Origin of the sequence: Staphylococcus pettenkoferi, from assembly GCF_002902685.1 — a bacterium.
Lineage (GTDB): Bacteria > Bacillota > Bacilli > Staphylococcales > Staphylococcaceae > Staphylococcus > Staphylococcus pettenkoferi.
This window is the reverse complement of sequence record NZ_PPRN01000043.1, coordinates 1-17,780: the sequence shown is the minus strand read 5'-3', so window position 1 is coordinate 17,780 and position 17,780 is coordinate 1. Positions and strand designations below refer to the sequence as shown.

Below are 17,780 nucleotides of genomic sequence, written 5' to 3'. Positions count from 1 at the left end.
ATAGCATACGCGCATGTGAGATGCATCCCATTTCAAGGGATATTTAACATAAATAAAGTGGATATAGATGAATATTCACCCATACCCACATGTCTTATTAGATATCTTTTTTAGCACCGTAGAATAAGTTAATCACAAATAATACTACGATTGACGCTGGAGTAATAAACCATTGCCAGTTTGAGAATGTTTGGTCTGTTCCTTGCGTTTTTTCAGGAATATAACCAAATGGTATATATTTAAGTGCATCTTTGATTTTATCACCGAAATGCGGAATCATGGGTAAGAATGAATCTGCAACAGGAACGATGATAATTAAGAAAATTCCTAATGTGAAAATCAATGCTGGTTTTGGCACAATTAAAGCAATTAGGAATAAGAAAAGACCATAGAATAAGTAAGTTAGGATGATAAACCATAAATAATCAAAGTATTTATGTGTTTTGATTGAATCAGTATCAACACATGCTTGTACGATTTGAGTATAAATAGTCAAGATTAACATGAATAGCACAGCGATTAATACTATAGAAATTGTCTTAGCGATAATATAACCGATTCTGTTCTTTGTCTTGTTCATGTAGAGCTGAATCGTACCTTGAGATAAATCACGCGTAATCGTTTTGATGACGAATAATAATCCAGTAACTGTAAAGAACCAAGCTGCCATACCAATGATAGCTCCAGATGGTACTGAATCATTCTGGTGAACAAACATGTAAGTAATACCAATCTGAGGTACGATAGCTAAGATAAGTGCAATATATGTTAACGGACTTTTAATTATGCTATACAAATCATATTTAACTAATTGTAATGGATTCATTATTTATCACCTCTCTGATTAATACTAAAGTAAGTATCACGTAGAGAACTTTTACGTGTTTCAATGTATTTTGGATAAATATCTTTAGATGCTAAAGCTTTTAGAAGTGGTTTGTAATCTTTTTGAGCTTTAAGAATAATTTCTCCACTTTCTTTATGAGATTGTATAACATTGAACTTCTCAGTTAATAATTCAAGCGCTGTTCCAAATTCGTCTGGATTAATAGTAAGCACGGTGCTATCTGATGGCGCTCCTTCTGACATATCCACGTCTTGCACAAAGTGACCATCTCTTAAGAACACAGCACGATCACAAATCAATTCAATATCTTCTAATTTGTGACTAGAAATTAAGATTTTCATACCGAGATCTTGTACTAAAGACTGAATCGTCTTAAGTACATCAATAGAACCATCTGGGTCCATACCGTTTGTAGGCTCGTCCAAGATAAGGAACTTCGGTTTACTCATGAGAGAAACTGCGATAGCTAGCTTTTGTTTCATACCCATGGAGTATTTCTTAACCTTTTTATTCATATAAGGACGCATACCGAATGCATCGATAATTTTGTCAGTATATCCTTTATCGAAGCCTTTCCCTAATACTTGAGCGAATTGTTTCAAGTTGTTAAGACCTGTTTTATTGTCATAAAGCTTAGGATTTTCAATTAAATACCCCATATTATGATTCTTACCTAAATCTACTTTACCTTGATAATTCGCAATATTACCGTTCATAATTTTCATTAGTGTTGTTTTACCAACACCGTTTTTACCAATTAAACCGACAATCTGACTTTTACCGAAATCAAAGTCAATCTTATCTAAGACAGTATTATCATTATATGTCTTAGTTACTTCTTGTAATTGCATCTAATTCCTCCTTTAACTTACTTTTTTAAGTTGGATAAAATAGTTAATAATCAACATTACAGCGCTGACTAAAAGATAACCTGAGTTAAACCACGGATTAAAGACGTTAATGTAGTTATCTAGGTATCCAAGAATAAATACGCGCATACCGAGGTAAATCATTGTAATTGCTAATGGCAGTAGCAAGCACATAGCTAATATATGGAATAAATAAGTTATTCGTTCTTGTTTAACTTCGGTATATCTTCTAAACACACATGGTATGGTGAAGAAGTTTACAGCTACGTATACTAGTGGAATAGCATAAGTCCAATTCATTCCATTCATTACAGAAAGCGGAATAGAATATAGTCCTAATACAATCGCTCCACCTAGCGTGAAAATCAACATTGTAATGTAGTTCGCATTCAACATTTGTTTCTTGGATAGTGGTAAGCTTCCAAAGAACCAATAAGCTTGTTCACCTAACTTATGATGTACTCTAAATATATGGGCTGAATCTTTGATGGATAGGAAGTAAAATATGACTACCAAAAATGGGAATATAAGCTCAGAAATTGAATAAACTAATTTATATCTAATTAAAAATTGTAATGGTGAGAGGAGTGCTAAAATTAAATAAATAATAATCGTTGTCTGACGCAGCTTCAAATTTCGGATGACTAAACTTTTCATGGAAGGTCACTCCTCTCGTATTATTTATTTCTGACTTTCTTACTTTGAATGTAGTAGTTGATTAAGAGCCATATCGTACTGATAATAACTGGTGTAATATCAAAATATGGTTCACTTTTTTCAACAAAATAATCTGCATCATTTTCACTTATTAAACCTGTATCTATAAACACAAAACCAACAATTAGAATAATTATTATTAATAATAGTGGTAGAATAAAGTTCATAGTTATAATATATGTTAGATAGTTTACTTTATCAGATTTAACTTCTGTATATCGTTTAAAAGCGATTGGTATTGTTATGAAGTTAATTGTAATATAAGTTGTAATCCAATTTATTGTTCCCATCTCTGCATCAGATGTACTCACCGTAGGTTGATAAACTAATAGGATCAAACTTCCAATAATAGTAAAAATCAACATGGTTAATAAATTAGCGTTAAGCAAAGAAAATTTACTTACTGGTAAACTCGCTTGGTAATAGTACGAGTCTTTACCTAATTTATTATGAAAACGAAACAAATGAGCTGAATCCTTAATAACGATAACAATAAGAATTGTTGCTAAAATACCAGTTAACCAATTTCCTAAGATACTTCCAGTTGGTATTAGGCATTGTAAAGGTGAAATAGCTATCAACAGAACATAGATTATTAGCGTAGTTTTTCTAAGCTTGATATTTCTCAGTAAGAGTTGTTTCATTCACTAGCCACCTCGTCTTGACTTTGATGAGAACTGTGGCTCCCTTCTATATCACCTTTACCTAAATAAATCATAAGTTCTTCAATAGTTGGATTGCTTACCATCACTTGATTACCAAAGAGTTCTTCAAATACTTGATGTTCTTTAGTTAGTGCAGTAAAGCCTGTTTTATTATCTTCATGGAAGATGGTTAAATCTTTAAGTTCATCATCAAGCAAATCGTTAGGTCCGCGCACAATTTTGTAGTTTTGGATGATTTCATCTAAATAATTATCTAAGATGATATCGCCGTCTTTAAGATAAACTAAGTAATCAGCAATCTTTTCTAAGTCTGAAATAATGTGCGTAGAAAGCAAAACTGTCTTGTTCTCGTTAATCAATTCTTTCTGAATTAAATCTAAGACTTCATTGCGAACGATTGGGTCAAGACCTGCTGTTGGCTCATCAAGAATGAATAATTCAGCATCATGACTAAATGCGAAAGCAATGTTTAGCTTCATCTTCATTCCAGTAGATAAGGTCTTAATTTTTGCTTTGTAGGGTAAACCGAATTTGTTTAAATAATCATAGAAGGTATCGTGATTCCACTTTTTATAAAATGGTGCAATCATTTTTTCAGCTTTTTTAATCGTCCACTTATCGTTTAAATAGAGTTCAGAATAGACAAATCCGATTTTCTCTTTAATCCCTACTTCATCCATGTTCATGGATTTACCAAATAAGCGAATTGAACCTTTATCCGCTTGTAACAAATCCATAATCAAGCGAATAATTGTTGTCTTACCTGATCCGTTCGCCCCAATGAAACCAGTGACAAATCCTTGAGGTACATTAAATGAGATATCGTCTAACTGAAAGCGTTTCGTCTTATAGCTCACATTATTTAACTCAATCGCATTCATCATTCTTCCTCCTCATAGATGAGTGATAGAATGTCTACTAATTCGGATAACGACATGCCAATCGTCTTAGCTTCTTTCGCCATTGATTTCGCGTAGGATTCGATAACTATAAATTGCTTCTCTTTCAAGATATTACTATCTTGTTCTTTAACGAAAGTGCCCTTACCGCGAATGGTATAGACAAAGCCATCTTTCTCAAGATCTTCATAAGCACGCTTAGTTGTAATCACACTGACGCTTAAATCTTGTGCGAGCTCACGCATAGAAGGAAGATGTTCCCCAGGTGCAACGATTCCCTTAAGGATGTTCTCTTTCACTTGTTGTTTTATCTGTTCGTAAATCGGCTGTTCACTATTATTTTTCAAAAGTATTTTCATGAACGTCCTCCCCTATCAACTGTATATACATAGCATACACACTATACACAATATTGTAAACCCTCTGAGTAAAATTTATGTTAAAAAACGTGCTATTACGGGAGTTAGACTGTACATATTCTGTATATACACAGTCAAAAATTAACATGTACACCTAAACATTTTTCAATTTACTACTCAATCCCTAAGATTGTACATACAAAAAACGCTCCATAATCAAAGATTACGGAACGTGCTTATATTAAGTATTCATTTTAGAAAGTGAGAATTACCTACTCTCTCACTATTTACTTCTTTTTACGTTGTTTTTCCACTTGTTGTTTACGGTAATATTCTTCCCGCTTCTTACGGCGATCATTACTACGGTTAATAAAAGCACAAATCATAAACATAATAGCGGCAATGAGCAGTTTGATGCCTGTACTTTCATGATCTGTCGCTTGTAAGTAATAACCAACTATAAATAAGATAATTGCTAAAGTCACAAAGATTTTCGTTAAATGTTTCATCATTTCACCTCAAAACATTATCAGTATAACAAAGTCATCATCTCTTTACTAAGTCGATCACCATTATTGTATCATCTTAATACTCTTTAATTCATAGCTGACGATGTGTCTATCGCGCAACTTAATACAAACAATTATATAAATACCTTGCTGTATTATTTCACTAATGCTACAATTAAGTTGTCCACGAATTATACTACACAACCCCAAGTCAGCCGCAACCTGACTTGGGGTTTTTTTAACGTGTAAGGCCACCTATTTATCTTTCCATTTATTCTCTAACCAAATTCGGAAGATAATGAGGATGCCACCTGAAAGGATGGTGATGATTAAATCTTGCCACCACTCCATTATACTACACCTCCCACATATCGAAATTCCATGTAGGACTAGGACGGCCTAACGTTATTCTAACACAAATTAGCGAACACGTGTTCGATTTTATTATAATTTGTTCTTTAAAAGTGACAAACACGCTACATCACTTTATCTTTAGCTCATTTCAAGATAAACTTAAAGATGAAATATGAATTAGATGAAGAGAGGTTGAACAACTATGAACCCTTTAGCATTAGATTTAAATGAACAACTAACTAAGTCTCAACCACAAATTGCTGATATGCTTTCTGACTTGGGTAAATTGATGTATTATCCGAAAGGCATTTTATCTCAATCAGCTGAAGCGAAATCTACAGAATACAATGCCACTATCGGAATGGCTACTTATAGAGATAGAAAAATGTATGCTGACAGTTTATACAACGTCTTCTCTGAACTCGAACCTGACGAGGTGTTCCCATACGCACCACCTCAAGGTATTGAAGACTTGCGCGACCTTTGGACAGACAAGATGCTTCGAGACAACCCTGAACTCAGTAAAGATGACTTCTCAAGACCTATCGTGACGAACGCATTAACTCACGGTTTATCATTAGTTGGTGATTTATTCGTGGATACTAATGATACGATCTTATTACCAAGTCACAACTGGGGTAACTATAAACTCGTATTCGGTACACGTCACAGTGCACAAATTGACACGTACCCTATCTTTGATAATGAAGGTCATTACACTACACAAGCTTTAGTTGAAACGCTAGACCAAAGTAATCAAGAGAAGATCTTCTTAGTCTTAAACTATCCGAACAACCCAACAGGTTACACACCTTCTAAAGATGAAGTAAATGAAATTGTTCAAGCAATCAAGCGTGTAGCGGATCGTGGTACTCACATCATTGCGGTAGTCGATGACGCCTACTTCGGCTTGTTCTACGAAGATGTGTATCCATATTCATTATTCTCAGCTTTAACGCAACTTGATTCTGACAATGTATTACCTATCCGTTTAGATGGCGCTACGAAAGAATTATTTGCATGGGGCTTACGTGTTGGTTTCATCACATTCGGTATTAAAGATTCTAAAGCGCAAGAAGTCATTGAAGCAAAAGTGAAAGGTTTAATTCGCAGTAACATCTCAAGTGGACCTATACCTTCACAAAGTATCGTTAAACATGTGCTTGAGAACCGCGATCAACTTGATAAAGAGTTAGAACATAACTTTGAGACGTTGAAAGCACGTTATGAAGTGACGAAGGAACTTGTGTATGATGAGAAATTCAGTGATTACTGGCAACCATATGACTTTAACTCTGGCTATTTCATGGCGCTTAAAGTTAAAGGCGTGAAACCTGAAGCGTTACGAACACACCTCATCGACAACTATTCTATCGGTATCATTGCCTTAAATGACACTGATATTCGTATCGCCTTTAGCTGTATTGAAAAAGATGATATTCCTCATGTCTTCGAATCAATTGCCAAAGCGATTAGCGAATTACAATAATGAAATTTCAAAAAGGAGGAGCACTTCGGGGTGCCCCTCCTTTTTTGTATATGTTGGGATTGATACGTCTTAAATTTGTTTTAACACACGTGTCATTTCTTCAATTTTACCATTGTGAAGTGGAACGTGAATGGCATTCAAGGCGATTAACTCTCCTAACGTTTCGCATCCAATCATCGGTTCCTCTAGCTCAGTTTCAAGCTGAGTAGAAGTTAAATTTTCTACTCGCTCAGGTAACGTCTTGATATGCTCGAGAATGTCATCGATTTCGGGAGCTTCTGCGTCTCCCCAGTCAGAAGGTCGCGTTCCATAACCAAAGAGCTGGTTGTAACGACCTACTTCGACCTCGTTCTGTTCAACCATTGAAAGTGCAAGTTCAAATACTGTGAGCAAGTGACCGTACTGCCAATGTAGCGTGTTTGGAAAATACTCACTTTCTTTATCTAGCACTGAAGCCACTTCCCAATTATTATAACCTTCGAGTAAGTGGTTGATTCCTAACTCTATAGCATCATTTAATGTATCCTTAGCCATAAATGACGATACACTCCTCTCACAAATTCTCGTTATTATGGAAATACCCTAAGAGTTATAAGTGTATTCGTAGTACACGATAGAGTGATCTTAGTAGTTACATTATCCCTCAATAATTCTTAATAGCTCATAGGTATTATAGCTTTTATTACGTTTTTTACTCTTTTCTTCATAAACTAAATCTAAAGACGCTAATTTCTTTAGTACTCTACGTACAGTAGGTTGAGAAAACTCTGTAACTAAGCTTGCTCTTTTAACAGTTAGTTTAGGCTCTTGGAAGGTTAAATACCATATCATACGTTCAGACTCCGTATTTAGCATTTTTATACCATGAGTATATAATGCTTCGGCTTTAGAAAGTTTATCAAGAATTTCAGTTACCATTCGCTCAGTGGCTTGTAGAAAGAAATTTATCCATCCTTCCCAGTCACTTTCTTTACTTCTTACGCCATTAAGTAAATCATAATAACGTGTCTTCTCACGTTCAAGTTCCTTACTTACAAAAAATACAGGTTTATCAATTACACCTGCGTTAACAAGCATTAATATGATTAAAATACGACCTAATCTACCATTACCATCTAAAAAAGGATGGATTGATTCGAATTGTGCATGGGTAATGGCATTACGAATTAAAGGATCAGCATCATAATTTAAATAAGTTTGATTATCATTTGTCGATAGACTTCTATGTGCTTCGCCATTCATAAAGTACTCTAAATTTGTCATATAATCATCAATAAGCTGGGCTTCAATTGGTATATAAGTGGCATGCTCTATTTTATTGTCAGGTCCAATGAAATTTTGTATCTTTCTAAAGTTTCCAGGATGTTTATCTTTACCTCGAGTTTCTTTTAGTAAAATAGAATGGAGAGTTTTAATCAATTTAGAAGTTAAAGGCATATTCTAATTTTTAATTTGATCATAACCATACTGCAGTGCTTCCATATAATTTAAAACTTCCTTAACTTCATTACTTGGTCTTTTATCCATTTTTTCTTCTAATACTTCATCAAAAGTAACTTGCGTACCTTCAATCTTGGTAGATTCTAATGATTCGTGCATACTCATGATGTTGATGAAGTTGTCATTAATTACAGTATGAGCTAGTTCACTGTTTAATTTGCCAATTTTTGTATTAATAACTTGCTAATTTCTTATAAATTTTTAATGCAGCTTTATCGTTAATAAATAGAGGTAACTTCGATATACCTTTAAGTGTCACAATATCTCACTTCCTTTGTTAATATACTTATAATAGCATATAAAGAAAGAAACGGACACTTTCATTTCTTAATTTCTTTAATATATTCATATAAGTAAATAGATACAATATTTCTCACTTAAATTAATATAACATTCATATAGTTACTATACTTATTTTGTAGTATAATAACTAAAGAACAAACTTATTGCTGTTTAAAAAATATATTATACAAGGAGAACGTTTCATATGAAGAAGATTTTAACTGTAGTAGCTGCATCAGCTATTATATTAGTTGCATGTGGGAACAACCATCAGGATGAGCATGCAACTAAACAACATAACTATCATAAAAATGATAATAAGAAAAAAGAACAAAAAAACTCTAGAGAAGATTCTAATAATAAATCAGAAGATCAAAAAAATAATCAACAAGATAAAGACAATACTACTGATAATCAAGATAACGATACTAATATTTCAAGCTCAAAAAGTGACGAAAACAATGAAGGTTCTTTAGCTCAAACGCAAAATGAGAATAATGATACAACTAATAGCGAAAAATCTGAGCGACAACCAGCTCAGACTCAAACAAGCCAACAGCAACAATCACAAGCCACAGGTTATGACCCTAACAATCCATATATGAATATGCCAGATCAAGAATGGAGAAAAAATACTGGTGATGGTATCTCTTCAGGAGAAAAACAAATAATGTATGAGATAGAACGTGGGCAATATCAAGGAGAAGATGCTGAGCAAAAGCTAGAAGCAATAAAATACTATCAAAATATGTATAGTAATTGATATAAACAACCTCCCGATAATCGTATCTATTATCTATATACTCCTCGGGAGGTTTTATTAAATAGATTTTGTAACAATTCTAGACTTCTACTTCTTTTCTTTTTCAATTCGAGTAAGAGTTTTATGATTTTTAATGAATAAATTATCGAGTTCATCAGTATATATTAAATCACTATCAAATTGATAATTTTCTGTAGACCTTACACCAGCTGTGAACTTAAGTTTTTTATCGTTATTTATATAACCAGTTATGTCATAACCATCCATGGGGTTTCTTTTAAAATTAGTGAACGTTATGCTCTTATAATCTTTAACATTATGTTTCATGTAAGTAGTGATTCTATCTTTTTGCTCACTATAAAATTTCTTTTTTTCGTTATGCTTATATATTAAATAAGACCCTGCAACTATTAGAATTAGAGCTATAATTCCAATATATAAATAAGTCTTTCTCTTCACTACGCTCAAACCTCAAAGATAAATTTATAAATATTATAATAAACATAACATATTCCAATACACTTTACCGAAATCTATCTAATTCCACAAATACTTACTTCATCCTCTTTAGCTTTACTCTTGTTAATCGAAACTCAAATTTTAATTCGCTCTCTACTAACATATTTAATCTTTTATTCGGAATCACACGATATCTCTATGAGTTAAAATGTCTCTCAACTTACACTTGTACTTAACCCTGAGCCTCGGTATTTCACAATTCCGCCTTATACTATATGCATTCCGCGTTCCAACCTACCTACCCCCAACCACAAAAAGAGACACCTCCCACAAGTCCAATCAACTTATGGAAAGCGTCTCCCCCAAATTTATATAATCAATTTATACTCAATCGGCGCTCGACACACACATCAAATCACCGACGCACCAGCATCCTACACTACTCTTACATCATACCTGGCATGCCGCCGCCCATTCCTGCTTGACCTTCGTTGTCATCTTTATCAGGAATTTCAGCAACAACTGCTTCTGTAGTTAAGAACATCGCTGCGACACTGGCTGCGTGTTGTAATGCAGAACGTGTCACTTTTGTAGGGTCCACAATACCTGCATCGATCATATTTACCCATTCGTCTTCTGCAGCGTTAAATCCTACACCGACATCTGCATTTTTCAAGCGTTCAACGATAATTGAACCTTCTAAACCAGCATTTTCAGCAATTTGACGTACAGGCGCTTCTAACGCTTTCAAGACGAGGTTTACACCTGTAGCCACGTCACCTTCTGCTTCGATGTCCGCAATTTTATCATAGATATTCATGTAAGCTGTTCCGCCACCTGCAACGATACCTTCTTCAACTGCGGCACGTGTTGAGTTTAACGCGTCTTCGATACGAAGTTTACGTTCTTTAAGCTCAGTTTCACTTGCAGCACCGACCTTGATGACTGCAACACCGCCTGCTAATTTCGCAAGACGTTCTTGAAGTTTCTCAATATCGAACTCAGATTCAGTTTCTTCCATACGCGCTTTGATTTGGCTTACACGCGCGTCGATATCTTCTTCTTTACCGTCGCCATCAACGATTGTAGTGTGGTCTTTCGTGATTTCTGCTTTATTTGCTGTACCTAACATATCCATCGTAGCATCTTTCAAGTCTAAGCCGAGGTCATCAGTGATAACTTGCGCACCTGTGAGGATCGCTAAGTCCTCTAACATTGCTTTACGACGATCGCCGAAACCTGGTGCTTTAACGGCTACTGCAGTGAACGTTCCGCGCATACGGTTGAGCACGATGTTAGTTAGTGCGTCGCCTTCAACTTCGTCAGCCACGATTAACACTGGACGATTAGATTGTACGACTTGTTCGAGTAACGGTAAGATATCTTGGAATGATGAGATTTTCTTATCAGTGATTAAAATGTAAGGGCGTTCTAGATCTGCCACCATTTTATCTGAATCTGTGACCATATATGGAGATTGATAACCACGGTCGAATTGCATACCTTCAACAACTTCGAGTTCAGTGTTAAAGCCGTTAGACTCTTCTATCGTAATAACGCCGTCGTTACCTACTTTATCCATCGCTTCTGAAATGTATTTACCAATCTCCTCGTCAGCTGCAGAAATTGAGCCAACTTGCGCAATTTCGTTTTTATTTTCAACTTTTTGAGAGATATCGTGCAATGCTTGTGTTGCCACTTCTACTGCTTTATCGATACCTTGACGAATACCGACTGGGTTCGCACCGCTAGTCACGTTCTTAAGCCCTTCTTGAATCATTGCTTGAGCGAGAACTGTAGCGGTAGTTGTACCGTCCCCAGCGATTTCGTTCGTCTTATTCGCAACTTCTTGAACGAGTTTCGCACCCATATTCTCATATGGATCTTCAAGTTCGATTTCTTTAGCGATTGTCACACCATCGTTCGTGATGAGTGGAGATGTATACGATTTATCTAACACGACATTGCGGCCTTTAGGACCGATCGTTACTTTCACCGCATTCGCAAGTTTATCGACACCGCTCAACATTGCTTGGCGTGCGTCTTCTGAGTATTTCAAGTCTTTAGCCATTATTGGATCCCTCCAGTTCTACTTCAATTATTGAATTACTGCTAATATATCTGTTTCACTTAAGATTAAATATTTATCGTCGCCTTGTTTCACTTCTGTACCGGCATATTCTTGGAAGACGACTTTGTCTCCTTCTTTAACTTCTGGTTCAACGCGTGAGCCGTTATCGAGTAATTGGCCTGAGCCGACTGCTACGACTTCACCTTCGTTTGATTTCTCTTTCGCACTATCTGTTAAGACAATACCACTTTTCGTAGTTTGTTCTTGTTCAATTTTTTTGATTACAACACGATTGCCAATAGGTTTTAACATGTTGTTACCTCCTCATCGTCAGGAAAAGTTTAGCACTATCACCTTTCGAGTGCTAACATACTTTTATATTAATCAAAGTTGGTCAACATTTCAAGTTTAACACTCACGTATTTTGTACCTGAATCACTTTTACGATAAAATGAATTATAAACAAAAATTGGAGGTACATTATGTCACGTGTCTCAGTCTCAATCTTAACGATTGTTATTTACTTACTCGCACAGTTCGGGCCATTGATCTTACAAGGGCTCGGTTTCTATAACGGCATGTCAGATAAAGAACTCTTGACGGCTAATATGTATACGCAAGTCATCCTCTTTATCATCGCTGCCATCATCATTATCTTCTTACATAATTTCATTCGCAATCCATTACGGCTTGAACGCCCGCCTAGAGAAGAAAAACGTTACGTGATTCTATGGGCAGTCGCAGGTTATGTGGCTGTAATGATCGCGCAAATGCTCACGAACATTATCAACATTCTTCTCGGTGCACCACAGTCGAGTGAGAACACGGAGAACTTGATGAAAATCGCGCGTCAGTTCCCAATGTTTATCATCTTGATTTCTATCGTAGGCCCAATGCTTGAAGAATTCGTCTTCCGTAAAGTGTTATTCGGCGAGATTTACAACATGATTCGCGGCTACAACAAATTAGCGTTTATCCTTGCGGCAGTCGTAAGTTCTACAATCTTCTCATTTGCGCATAGCGATCCGTCACACTTTTTAACCTATTTCGTACTCGGATTTATTCTCGCTGGCTTCTATGTTTACACGAAACGCATTTGGGTCAGTATTCTGATTCATATGATGATGAATGGTACGGTCGTATTGATGCAAATTGTGATTGGTCCAGATAAAATCAAATCATTACAAGAACAAACATTATTTATTTTACATTTCATTTTTTAAAAAACGAGAAACCATCTCTTCCGCTTCAACTTTATGGAAGAGATGGTTTCTTTATTTATGAATCTTCAGGTTTTCTCAAGCGATAAATGTAAGCAATAATCGTACCGAGGAAGATGACGACCATCGCTGTAATGAGTGAGATTGTCGTGCGTTTATATTTCACCGCTTCATTCGCTGCATCTTGATCCTTGCTTGTATCAGTCATCTTGTCGTCTTTATTCTGCTGGTATTCGTACTGACTTTTACTCTTACCATCACCTTCGTGCGGCTTCTTTAAATCTGGCATTGAACCAATGTCCCCTGTGATCAGTGCAAGCACTTGTTGGTCTAAGTTTTTATAATAGTGTGATGCTTTGAGCGGGTTAAAATATTGGAATTTAAAATATCGCGTTTCTTTCTGTAATGAGTTTAAATAATGATTATCAGAGAAGTTTTGTTTTTTAAGGATATTATTAATTTCATTATTACTCACTTTATTATCGTTATGGTGCAACTCTTTTACTTGATCCACAACGAATGGGTTGTATTTTAACGAACCTGTCGCCATAGACTTAAAACGTTGAAGAATAGAGCTATCTTGCGAATCTTGATTACGTTGGCCTGTAAAGCGATCGTACCAATGACTGCGTTGTTGATTAGAATCCTGTTGTGTGTTCTGAGATGTTGGACGGTTAGCTGATGACGTGAAGTTTGCGCCATTGAAGTGGTTACGATTTGAATCATTCTGATTAGAACTCCACTGCTGATTTGAATTATGATGTGCAGGTGGAACCATGCCTTGATAATCTGGGCGTTGTTGATGTGACAGCTGATGATTTACGCGCGTTGGTTCATTGTGATGTTGTTGCGCAGGAGGCACACCTTGTGGATGGTTAGTCGTTCCTTGTCCAGATTGATGCGCTTGTCCTGTCTGTCCACCAGGTTGTGAAGATGGTTTCTGTTGTCCATCATGGCCACTTTGCCCACCTTGCTGTCCAGATGGTTGATTAGGATGTTGTTGTGATCCTTGCGAACCTGAACCTGACGGCTTATCGCCCTGAGAAGGTTGGCTAGGTTGAGGATCTTGTCCTCCTGAGTGACCACCTTGTTGTGAAGGATCAGAAGGTTGATCTGGATCGGTTTGTCCACCTTGATGATCTCCTTGTCCTGGCTTGTCACTTGGTCGATCATCTTTGTCATGACCTGGCTTGTCACTCGGCTTGCCTTGACCGCCTTGCCCCGGTTGATCTCCTTGTCCTGGCTTGTCTTGACCGCCACTATGTCCACCTTGACCTGGCTGATCTTGACTACCTTGACCCAGATCTTCTCCAGGACGAGAAGGGTCATCGCCAGAATGTTGACCACCAGACGGGTCTTGTGGATCATCATCAGAAGAGCCATCATGTTTACCATCTCCGGGTTGATCATGGTTCTTCTGGTTATCATCGCCTTTTTGATCATCGTCATCGCCTTGGTGTTGTCCAGAATTGTCTTGGTGGTTGTCACCGTTATCATCGTCGCCACCTTGACCAGGATTGTCTTGATGATTGTCATCATTATTATCATCGCCATTTTGATCTTTACCTGAGTTGTTATGCTGGTCGTCGTCTTTCTGATCTTTGTCAGGATCAGGGTTGTCATCTTTTTGGTCGTCGCCTTGTGAATTGTGGTCAGGGTCTTGTTTGCCATCATTCTGATTGCCGCCCTGTTGCTGATCTGAATCGTTTTGGTCGTCATTGCCGTTTTGATGATCTGAGCCTTGGTTATCGTCGCCGTTTTGCTCCTCGTCAGAACCTTTCTGATTGTCATCAGAACCATCTTGATTGTCACTACCTTGAGAATCATCTTGCTCTTTGCCGGCACCATTATTAGAATGATTATCCTCTTGCTGATTACTGTCACCAGAGTTATTTTGCTGGCCCTCGTCTTGACTACCATCATTAGATGATTCATCATCAGTTGGATCTTGATTTACTTCGCCATTGTGACTCTCATTTTCATTATCAACTGAACCATTTTCTTGATTATCAGCAGAAATTTCTTCTGAATTATCTTCGCCTTGCTGGTTTTGATTTTCATCACTTGATTGTTCTTCCTTCGAGTTTGTAGCAGATTGCTGATTATGATTATCTTGGTTTTCATTATTTCCTGTTGTTGCCGAACCTTCAGCCTGCTCGCTTTCAAATCCGAGTTGCTCGTTTTCATTGGCAATTACTTCTCCATCATGGTAAGCCGCTCCATTTGTCGCTGGTCTATCGCTAACCTGTCCCTCTTCAGTTAAATCATTTTGACCTGCTGCTTTAAATAATGATTGATTCACCACATTTGCATTATTTTGCGCATTTTCCACTTGATGATCCGCCACACCTTCAGCATGCGCCTGCTTACTTACTAACGACGTACTTAACGTGAGTATTGCACCTGTCGCAATCAATTTATGCGGCCATTTTTTCATCTCGCTCACCTCTCTTTCTACCATTTTTCACGTTGCTCTTATCTGTAACTTAACATATTTTATTATGTTAATAGTACTTTTTGAATATGAATTTAAAAAATTAATTTTATCGTAAAATCTTTGTAACACAATGGTTTCAACAAAGTCGAATTTATTATATTTTGAAAACGCTATCATTTTCTAGTATATTATGTATAATTACTTTTATAAAAGGACTGATAAAAGTGAAAGTGCTTGTATTACAATTTAGAATCGAACCCGCAAATGCACAACAAAATGAAAGTAAAATCAAACAGCTCTTTGATAAACACGTCACAGCAAACACAGAATGCGTTGTACTACCAGAGATGTGGAACAATGGTTATGCGTTAGAAAAACTCAATGACCTAGCAGATCACAACTTAGTACGTAGTCTGCAATTTATTGCTCAACTCGCACAAGAGTATAATGTCGCAATTGTAGCTGGATCTGTCTCAAATATTAAAAATGATAAAGTTTACAATACTGCATTTACTGTTAATCAATCAGGAGAAATCATCAATAACTACGATAAAGTGCATCTTGTGCCGATGTTACAAGAGCCTGACTATCTAGAAGCTGGAGACAAAGTACCTGAGGCATTTCAACTAACTGACAATGTGTCAGCAACTCAGATTATTTGCTATGACTTGAGATTTCCTGAACTATTACGCTATCCAGCACGTAAAGGTGCACAAGTTGCTTTCTATGTCGCACAGTGGCCAGAAGCACGTAAAGCACATTGGCGTGCCCTACTCCAAGCGAGGGCGATTGAGAATGATATGTTCGTCATAGGAAGCAATGGTTGTGGCAATGATGGATCAACAGAATATGCAGGCCATTCAATTGTCGTTAATCCAAATGGTGAAATATTAGCAGAATTAGAACACGAAGAAGGACAAATTGAGTTAGATTTAAATATGGAAGAAGTGGCTCAACAACGGAAAACTATACCCGTGTTTGAGAACTTAAGAAAGGAACTTTATAAGTAGAAATCATAGTAATCGGTAACGACACTACACAGATTAAACATCTTCAGACATAGGGAAAGCCGTGAGCTTGGGAGGGACTCACGGCTTGATTATTAAGGGAATGTTTTACAGTTATTTTTTCTTTATCTATTTTTTGGGGATGTTATTAATTATGAAAAAATTTAGTGAATTTACCGATTATTATAATGATAAATTGAATGATGTTACGATAGCTTACATGTTAATACTTGTTTGCTGTTGCTTAAGCAAATGTAATGACACTTGACTTGCGACTGAGCAATATTACAGTCTTAATAGGGATTATCAATGCTTACTTAGTGAATTTCTTAACTGTTTCTGCGATTAATTTAACAAATTTAGTTACTGTTTCTACGATATCTTGTGTCATAAACCTGTACCTCCTTGTTAAATATTCAAAGAAATGATATCGTTCTCATTTCAAACTATACGAAGAGTCAGTTACAACCGAACGATTCGAGTATTGATTCCTAGTTTGTATCAGTAGCGCTGTCTACACTTAGAAATTCAAGTAACTCTGTATCATCTCTTTGTGATACATCTTTATTAAAACACGGTGCCAACCCTTGTGGGCACATAATCCCTAACTCGTAATTTTTTATTCTAAACTGTATTCTATTTTATGTTAAAATCAATAAGGAAAATATTTTAATAACAGTTAGGAATTAAATATGAACAGTTAAGCATGTAAATGCACAGTTCTTACTTTAATTCGTATAATTAGAGTAAGGAGAGAAACGCTATGGCAAAGTTTATAGATAATGGTATAGAAAAATTTGCTAGCTATCTCAGAAATCGAAATAACTTAGATTATATTACTTATTTGAAAGTTAAGTTAGGCATACAAGTTGCATATAATAATATCTCAAAAGGTATTGTAACCTATGGTATTTCGCTCCTTTGCAACATTTTCTTCTATACACTCACTGTTCATATTACCTACTTTATTTTAAAGTTGTTTGCCCATGGCGCACATGCAAAATCTGCAATACTGTGTCATATTCAAAATATAGTATCATTTATATTAGTGCCTTATTTAATAGTTAGTTTTAGACCTGATAGTCGAATTCTAATAGGTCTAGCTATTTTGAATTTAATTATTTTACTAATTTATGCACCTAGGATAACAAAAAAACAACCTCTACCATTTAAATATCGTAAAGGTAAAAAAATCAAAACAATGATTCTCGCTACTTTAATTCTTATTTTATCGATTTTTATAAAGAAGCCTTATTCAGATTTATTGTTATATAGCGAAATTCTAATAGGTATTTCACAATTACCTATATTTGTACCTAAGGAGGAATATAAG

General features: G+C 36.0%; 20 protein-coding genes. 5 read left to right on the top strand and 15 right to left on the bottom strand.

All coding sequences use genetic code 11. The features are described from left to right. Positions 1-97 precede the first annotated feature (97 nt). The 8 genes from pmtD to CD126_RS12480 all read right to left on the bottom strand — a co-directional run bounded on the left by pmtD (position 98) and on the right by CD126_RS12480 (position 5,216). A complete protein-coding gene (gene pmtD, locus CD126_RS08260; protein WP_049406456.1) occupies positions 98-826 on the bottom strand; it encodes a phenol-soluble modulin export ABC transporter permease subunit PmtD in 729 nt (242 codons plus the stop codon). Further along, positions 826-1,698, bottom strand: coding sequence for a phenol-soluble modulin export ABC transporter ATP-binding protein PmtC (pmtC, locus tag CD126_RS08255; RefSeq protein WP_049406458.1), 873 nt, complete (start codon positions 1,696-1,698; stop codon positions 826-828). The genes pmtD and pmtC overlap by 1 nt, the downstream gene beginning before the upstream one ends. A 12-nt stretch (positions 1,699-1,710) precedes the next feature. After that, positions 1,711-2,373 (bottom strand): phenol-soluble modulin export ABC transporter permease subunit PmtB, encoded by a 663-nt coding sequence (gene pmtB, locus CD126_RS08250; protein WP_049406460.1) that lies wholly within the window; start codon positions 2,371-2,373, stop codon positions 1,711-1,713. Between the two features lie 20 nt (positions 2,374-2,393). Continuing rightward, a complete protein-coding gene (gene pmtB, locus CD126_RS08245) occupies positions 2,394-3,077 on the bottom strand; it encodes a phenol-soluble modulin export ABC transporter permease subunit PmtB (protein ID WP_049406462.1) in 684 nt (227 codons plus the stop codon). Beyond that, positions 3,074-3,979, bottom strand: coding sequence for a phenol-soluble modulin export ABC transporter ATP-binding protein PmtA (pmtA, locus tag CD126_RS08240; RefSeq protein WP_049406463.1), 906 nt, complete (start codon positions 3,977-3,979; stop codon positions 3,074-3,076). Before pmtA ends, pmtB (CD126_RS08245) begins: the two co-directional genes overlap by 4 nt. Beyond that, positions 3,979-4,356 (bottom strand): PSM export ABC transporter transcriptional regulator PmtR, encoded by a 378-nt coding sequence (pmtR, locus tag CD126_RS08235; protein WP_002471752.1) that lies wholly within the window; start codon positions 4,354-4,356, stop codon positions 3,979-3,981. The genes pmtA and pmtR overlap by 1 nt, the downstream gene beginning before the upstream one ends. Before the next feature lie 287 nt (positions 4,357-4,643). Then, positions 4,644-4,865 carry an SE1626 family protein gene (locus CD126_RS08230; RefSeq protein WP_049406466.1) on the bottom strand — a complete coding sequence of 74 codons (222 nt, stop codon included), beginning with the start codon at positions 4,863-4,865 and terminating at the stop codon, positions 4,644-4,646. A 255-nt stretch (positions 4,866-5,120) separates the two neighbouring features. Continuing rightward, entirely contained in the window at positions 5,121-5,216 is a 96-nt protein-coding gene (locus CD126_RS12480; RefSeq protein ID WP_088606353.1) for a Trp-rich small protein, read from the bottom strand. A 205-nt stretch (positions 5,217-5,421) separates the two neighbouring features. Between CD126_RS12480 and CD126_RS08225 the strand changes: the two genes are divergently transcribed. Further along, entirely contained in the window at positions 5,422-6,708 is a 1,287-nt protein-coding gene (locus CD126_RS08225; RefSeq protein ID WP_049406468.1) for an aminotransferase class I/II-fold pyridoxal phosphate-dependent enzyme, read from the top strand. A 69-nt stretch (positions 6,709-6,777) separates the two neighbouring features. On the opposite strand, the gene CD126_RS08220 is transcribed toward CD126_RS08225, so the two are convergent. The 3 genes from CD126_RS08220 to CD126_RS12320 form a co-directional block, all read right to left on the bottom strand. After that, positions 6,778-7,242 carry a DinB family protein gene (locus tag CD126_RS08220; protein ID WP_103370301.1) on the bottom strand — a complete coding sequence of 155 codons (465 nt, stop codon included), beginning with the start codon at positions 7,240-7,242 and terminating at the stop codon, positions 6,778-6,780. Positions 7,243-7,344: 102 nt separating this feature from the next. Further along, positions 7,345-8,145 (bottom strand): Fic family protein, encoded by an 801-nt coding sequence (locus CD126_RS08215; protein WP_232620124.1) that lies wholly within the window; start codon positions 8,143-8,145, stop codon positions 7,345-7,347. A 3-nt stretch (positions 8,146-8,148) separates the two neighbouring features. Beyond that, entirely contained in the window at positions 8,149-8,322 is a 174-nt protein-coding gene (locus tag CD126_RS12320; RefSeq protein ID WP_232620137.1) for a Fic/DOC family N-terminal domain-containing protein, read from the bottom strand. 373 nt (positions 8,323-8,695) lie between these two features. Here CD126_RS12320 and CD126_RS08210 point away from each other — a divergent pair, with 373 nt between their 5' ends. Further along, on the top strand, positions 8,696-9,253 hold the full coding sequence (locus CD126_RS08210) for a hypothetical protein (protein WP_103370300.1): 558 nt from the start codon (positions 8,696-8,698) through the stop codon (positions 9,251-9,253). Between the two features lie 87 nt (positions 9,254-9,340). Here CD126_RS08210 and CD126_RS08205 read toward each other — a convergent pair whose 3' ends face one another. The 3 genes from CD126_RS08205 to groES all read right to left on the bottom strand — a co-directional run bounded on the left by CD126_RS08205 (position 9,341) and on the right by groES (position 12,095). After that, a complete protein-coding gene (locus CD126_RS08205) occupies positions 9,341-9,712 on the bottom strand; it encodes a DUF1433 domain-containing protein (RefSeq protein ID WP_049406475.1) in 372 nt (123 codons plus the stop codon). Between the two features lie 445 nt (positions 9,713-10,157). Then, positions 10,158-11,783, bottom strand: coding sequence for a chaperonin GroEL (gene groL / locus CD126_RS08200; protein WP_049405850.1), 1,626 nt, complete (start codon positions 11,781-11,783; stop codon positions 10,158-10,160). Positions 11,784-11,810: 27 nt separating this feature from the next. Then, positions 11,811-12,095: a co-chaperone GroES gene (gene groES, locus CD126_RS08195; protein ID WP_049405852.1), complete on the bottom strand. Its 285-nt coding sequence runs from the start codon at positions 12,093-12,095 to the stop codon at positions 11,811-11,813. Between the two features lie 170 nt (positions 12,096-12,265). Here groES and mroQ point away from each other — a divergent pair, with 170 nt between their 5' ends. Further along, positions 12,266-13,006: an intramembrane glutamic endopeptidase MroQ gene (mroQ, locus tag CD126_RS08190; protein WP_049405854.1), complete on the top strand. Its 741-nt coding sequence runs from the start codon at positions 12,266-12,268 to the stop codon at positions 13,004-13,006. 55 nt (positions 13,007-13,061) lie between these two features. Here the strand turns inward: mroQ and CD126_RS08185 are convergent, their stop codons facing one another. After that, positions 13,062-15,440 (bottom strand): SdrH family protein, encoded by a 2,379-nt coding sequence (locus tag CD126_RS08185; protein ID WP_142381358.1) that lies wholly within the window; start codon positions 15,438-15,440, stop codon positions 13,062-13,064. 224 nt (positions 15,441-15,664) lie between these two features. Here CD126_RS08185 and CD126_RS08180 point away from each other — a divergent pair, with 224 nt between their 5' ends. After that, positions 15,665-16,450, top strand: coding sequence for a carbon-nitrogen family hydrolase (locus CD126_RS08180; RefSeq protein ID WP_049405856.1), 786 nt, complete (start codon positions 15,665-15,667; stop codon positions 16,448-16,450). Positions 16,451-17,210: 760 nt separating this feature from the next. After that, on the top strand, positions 17,211-17,780 hold a 570-nt coding region (locus CD126_RS08175; RefSeq protein ID WP_103370298.1), incomplete at its 3' end, for an accessory gene regulator AgrB.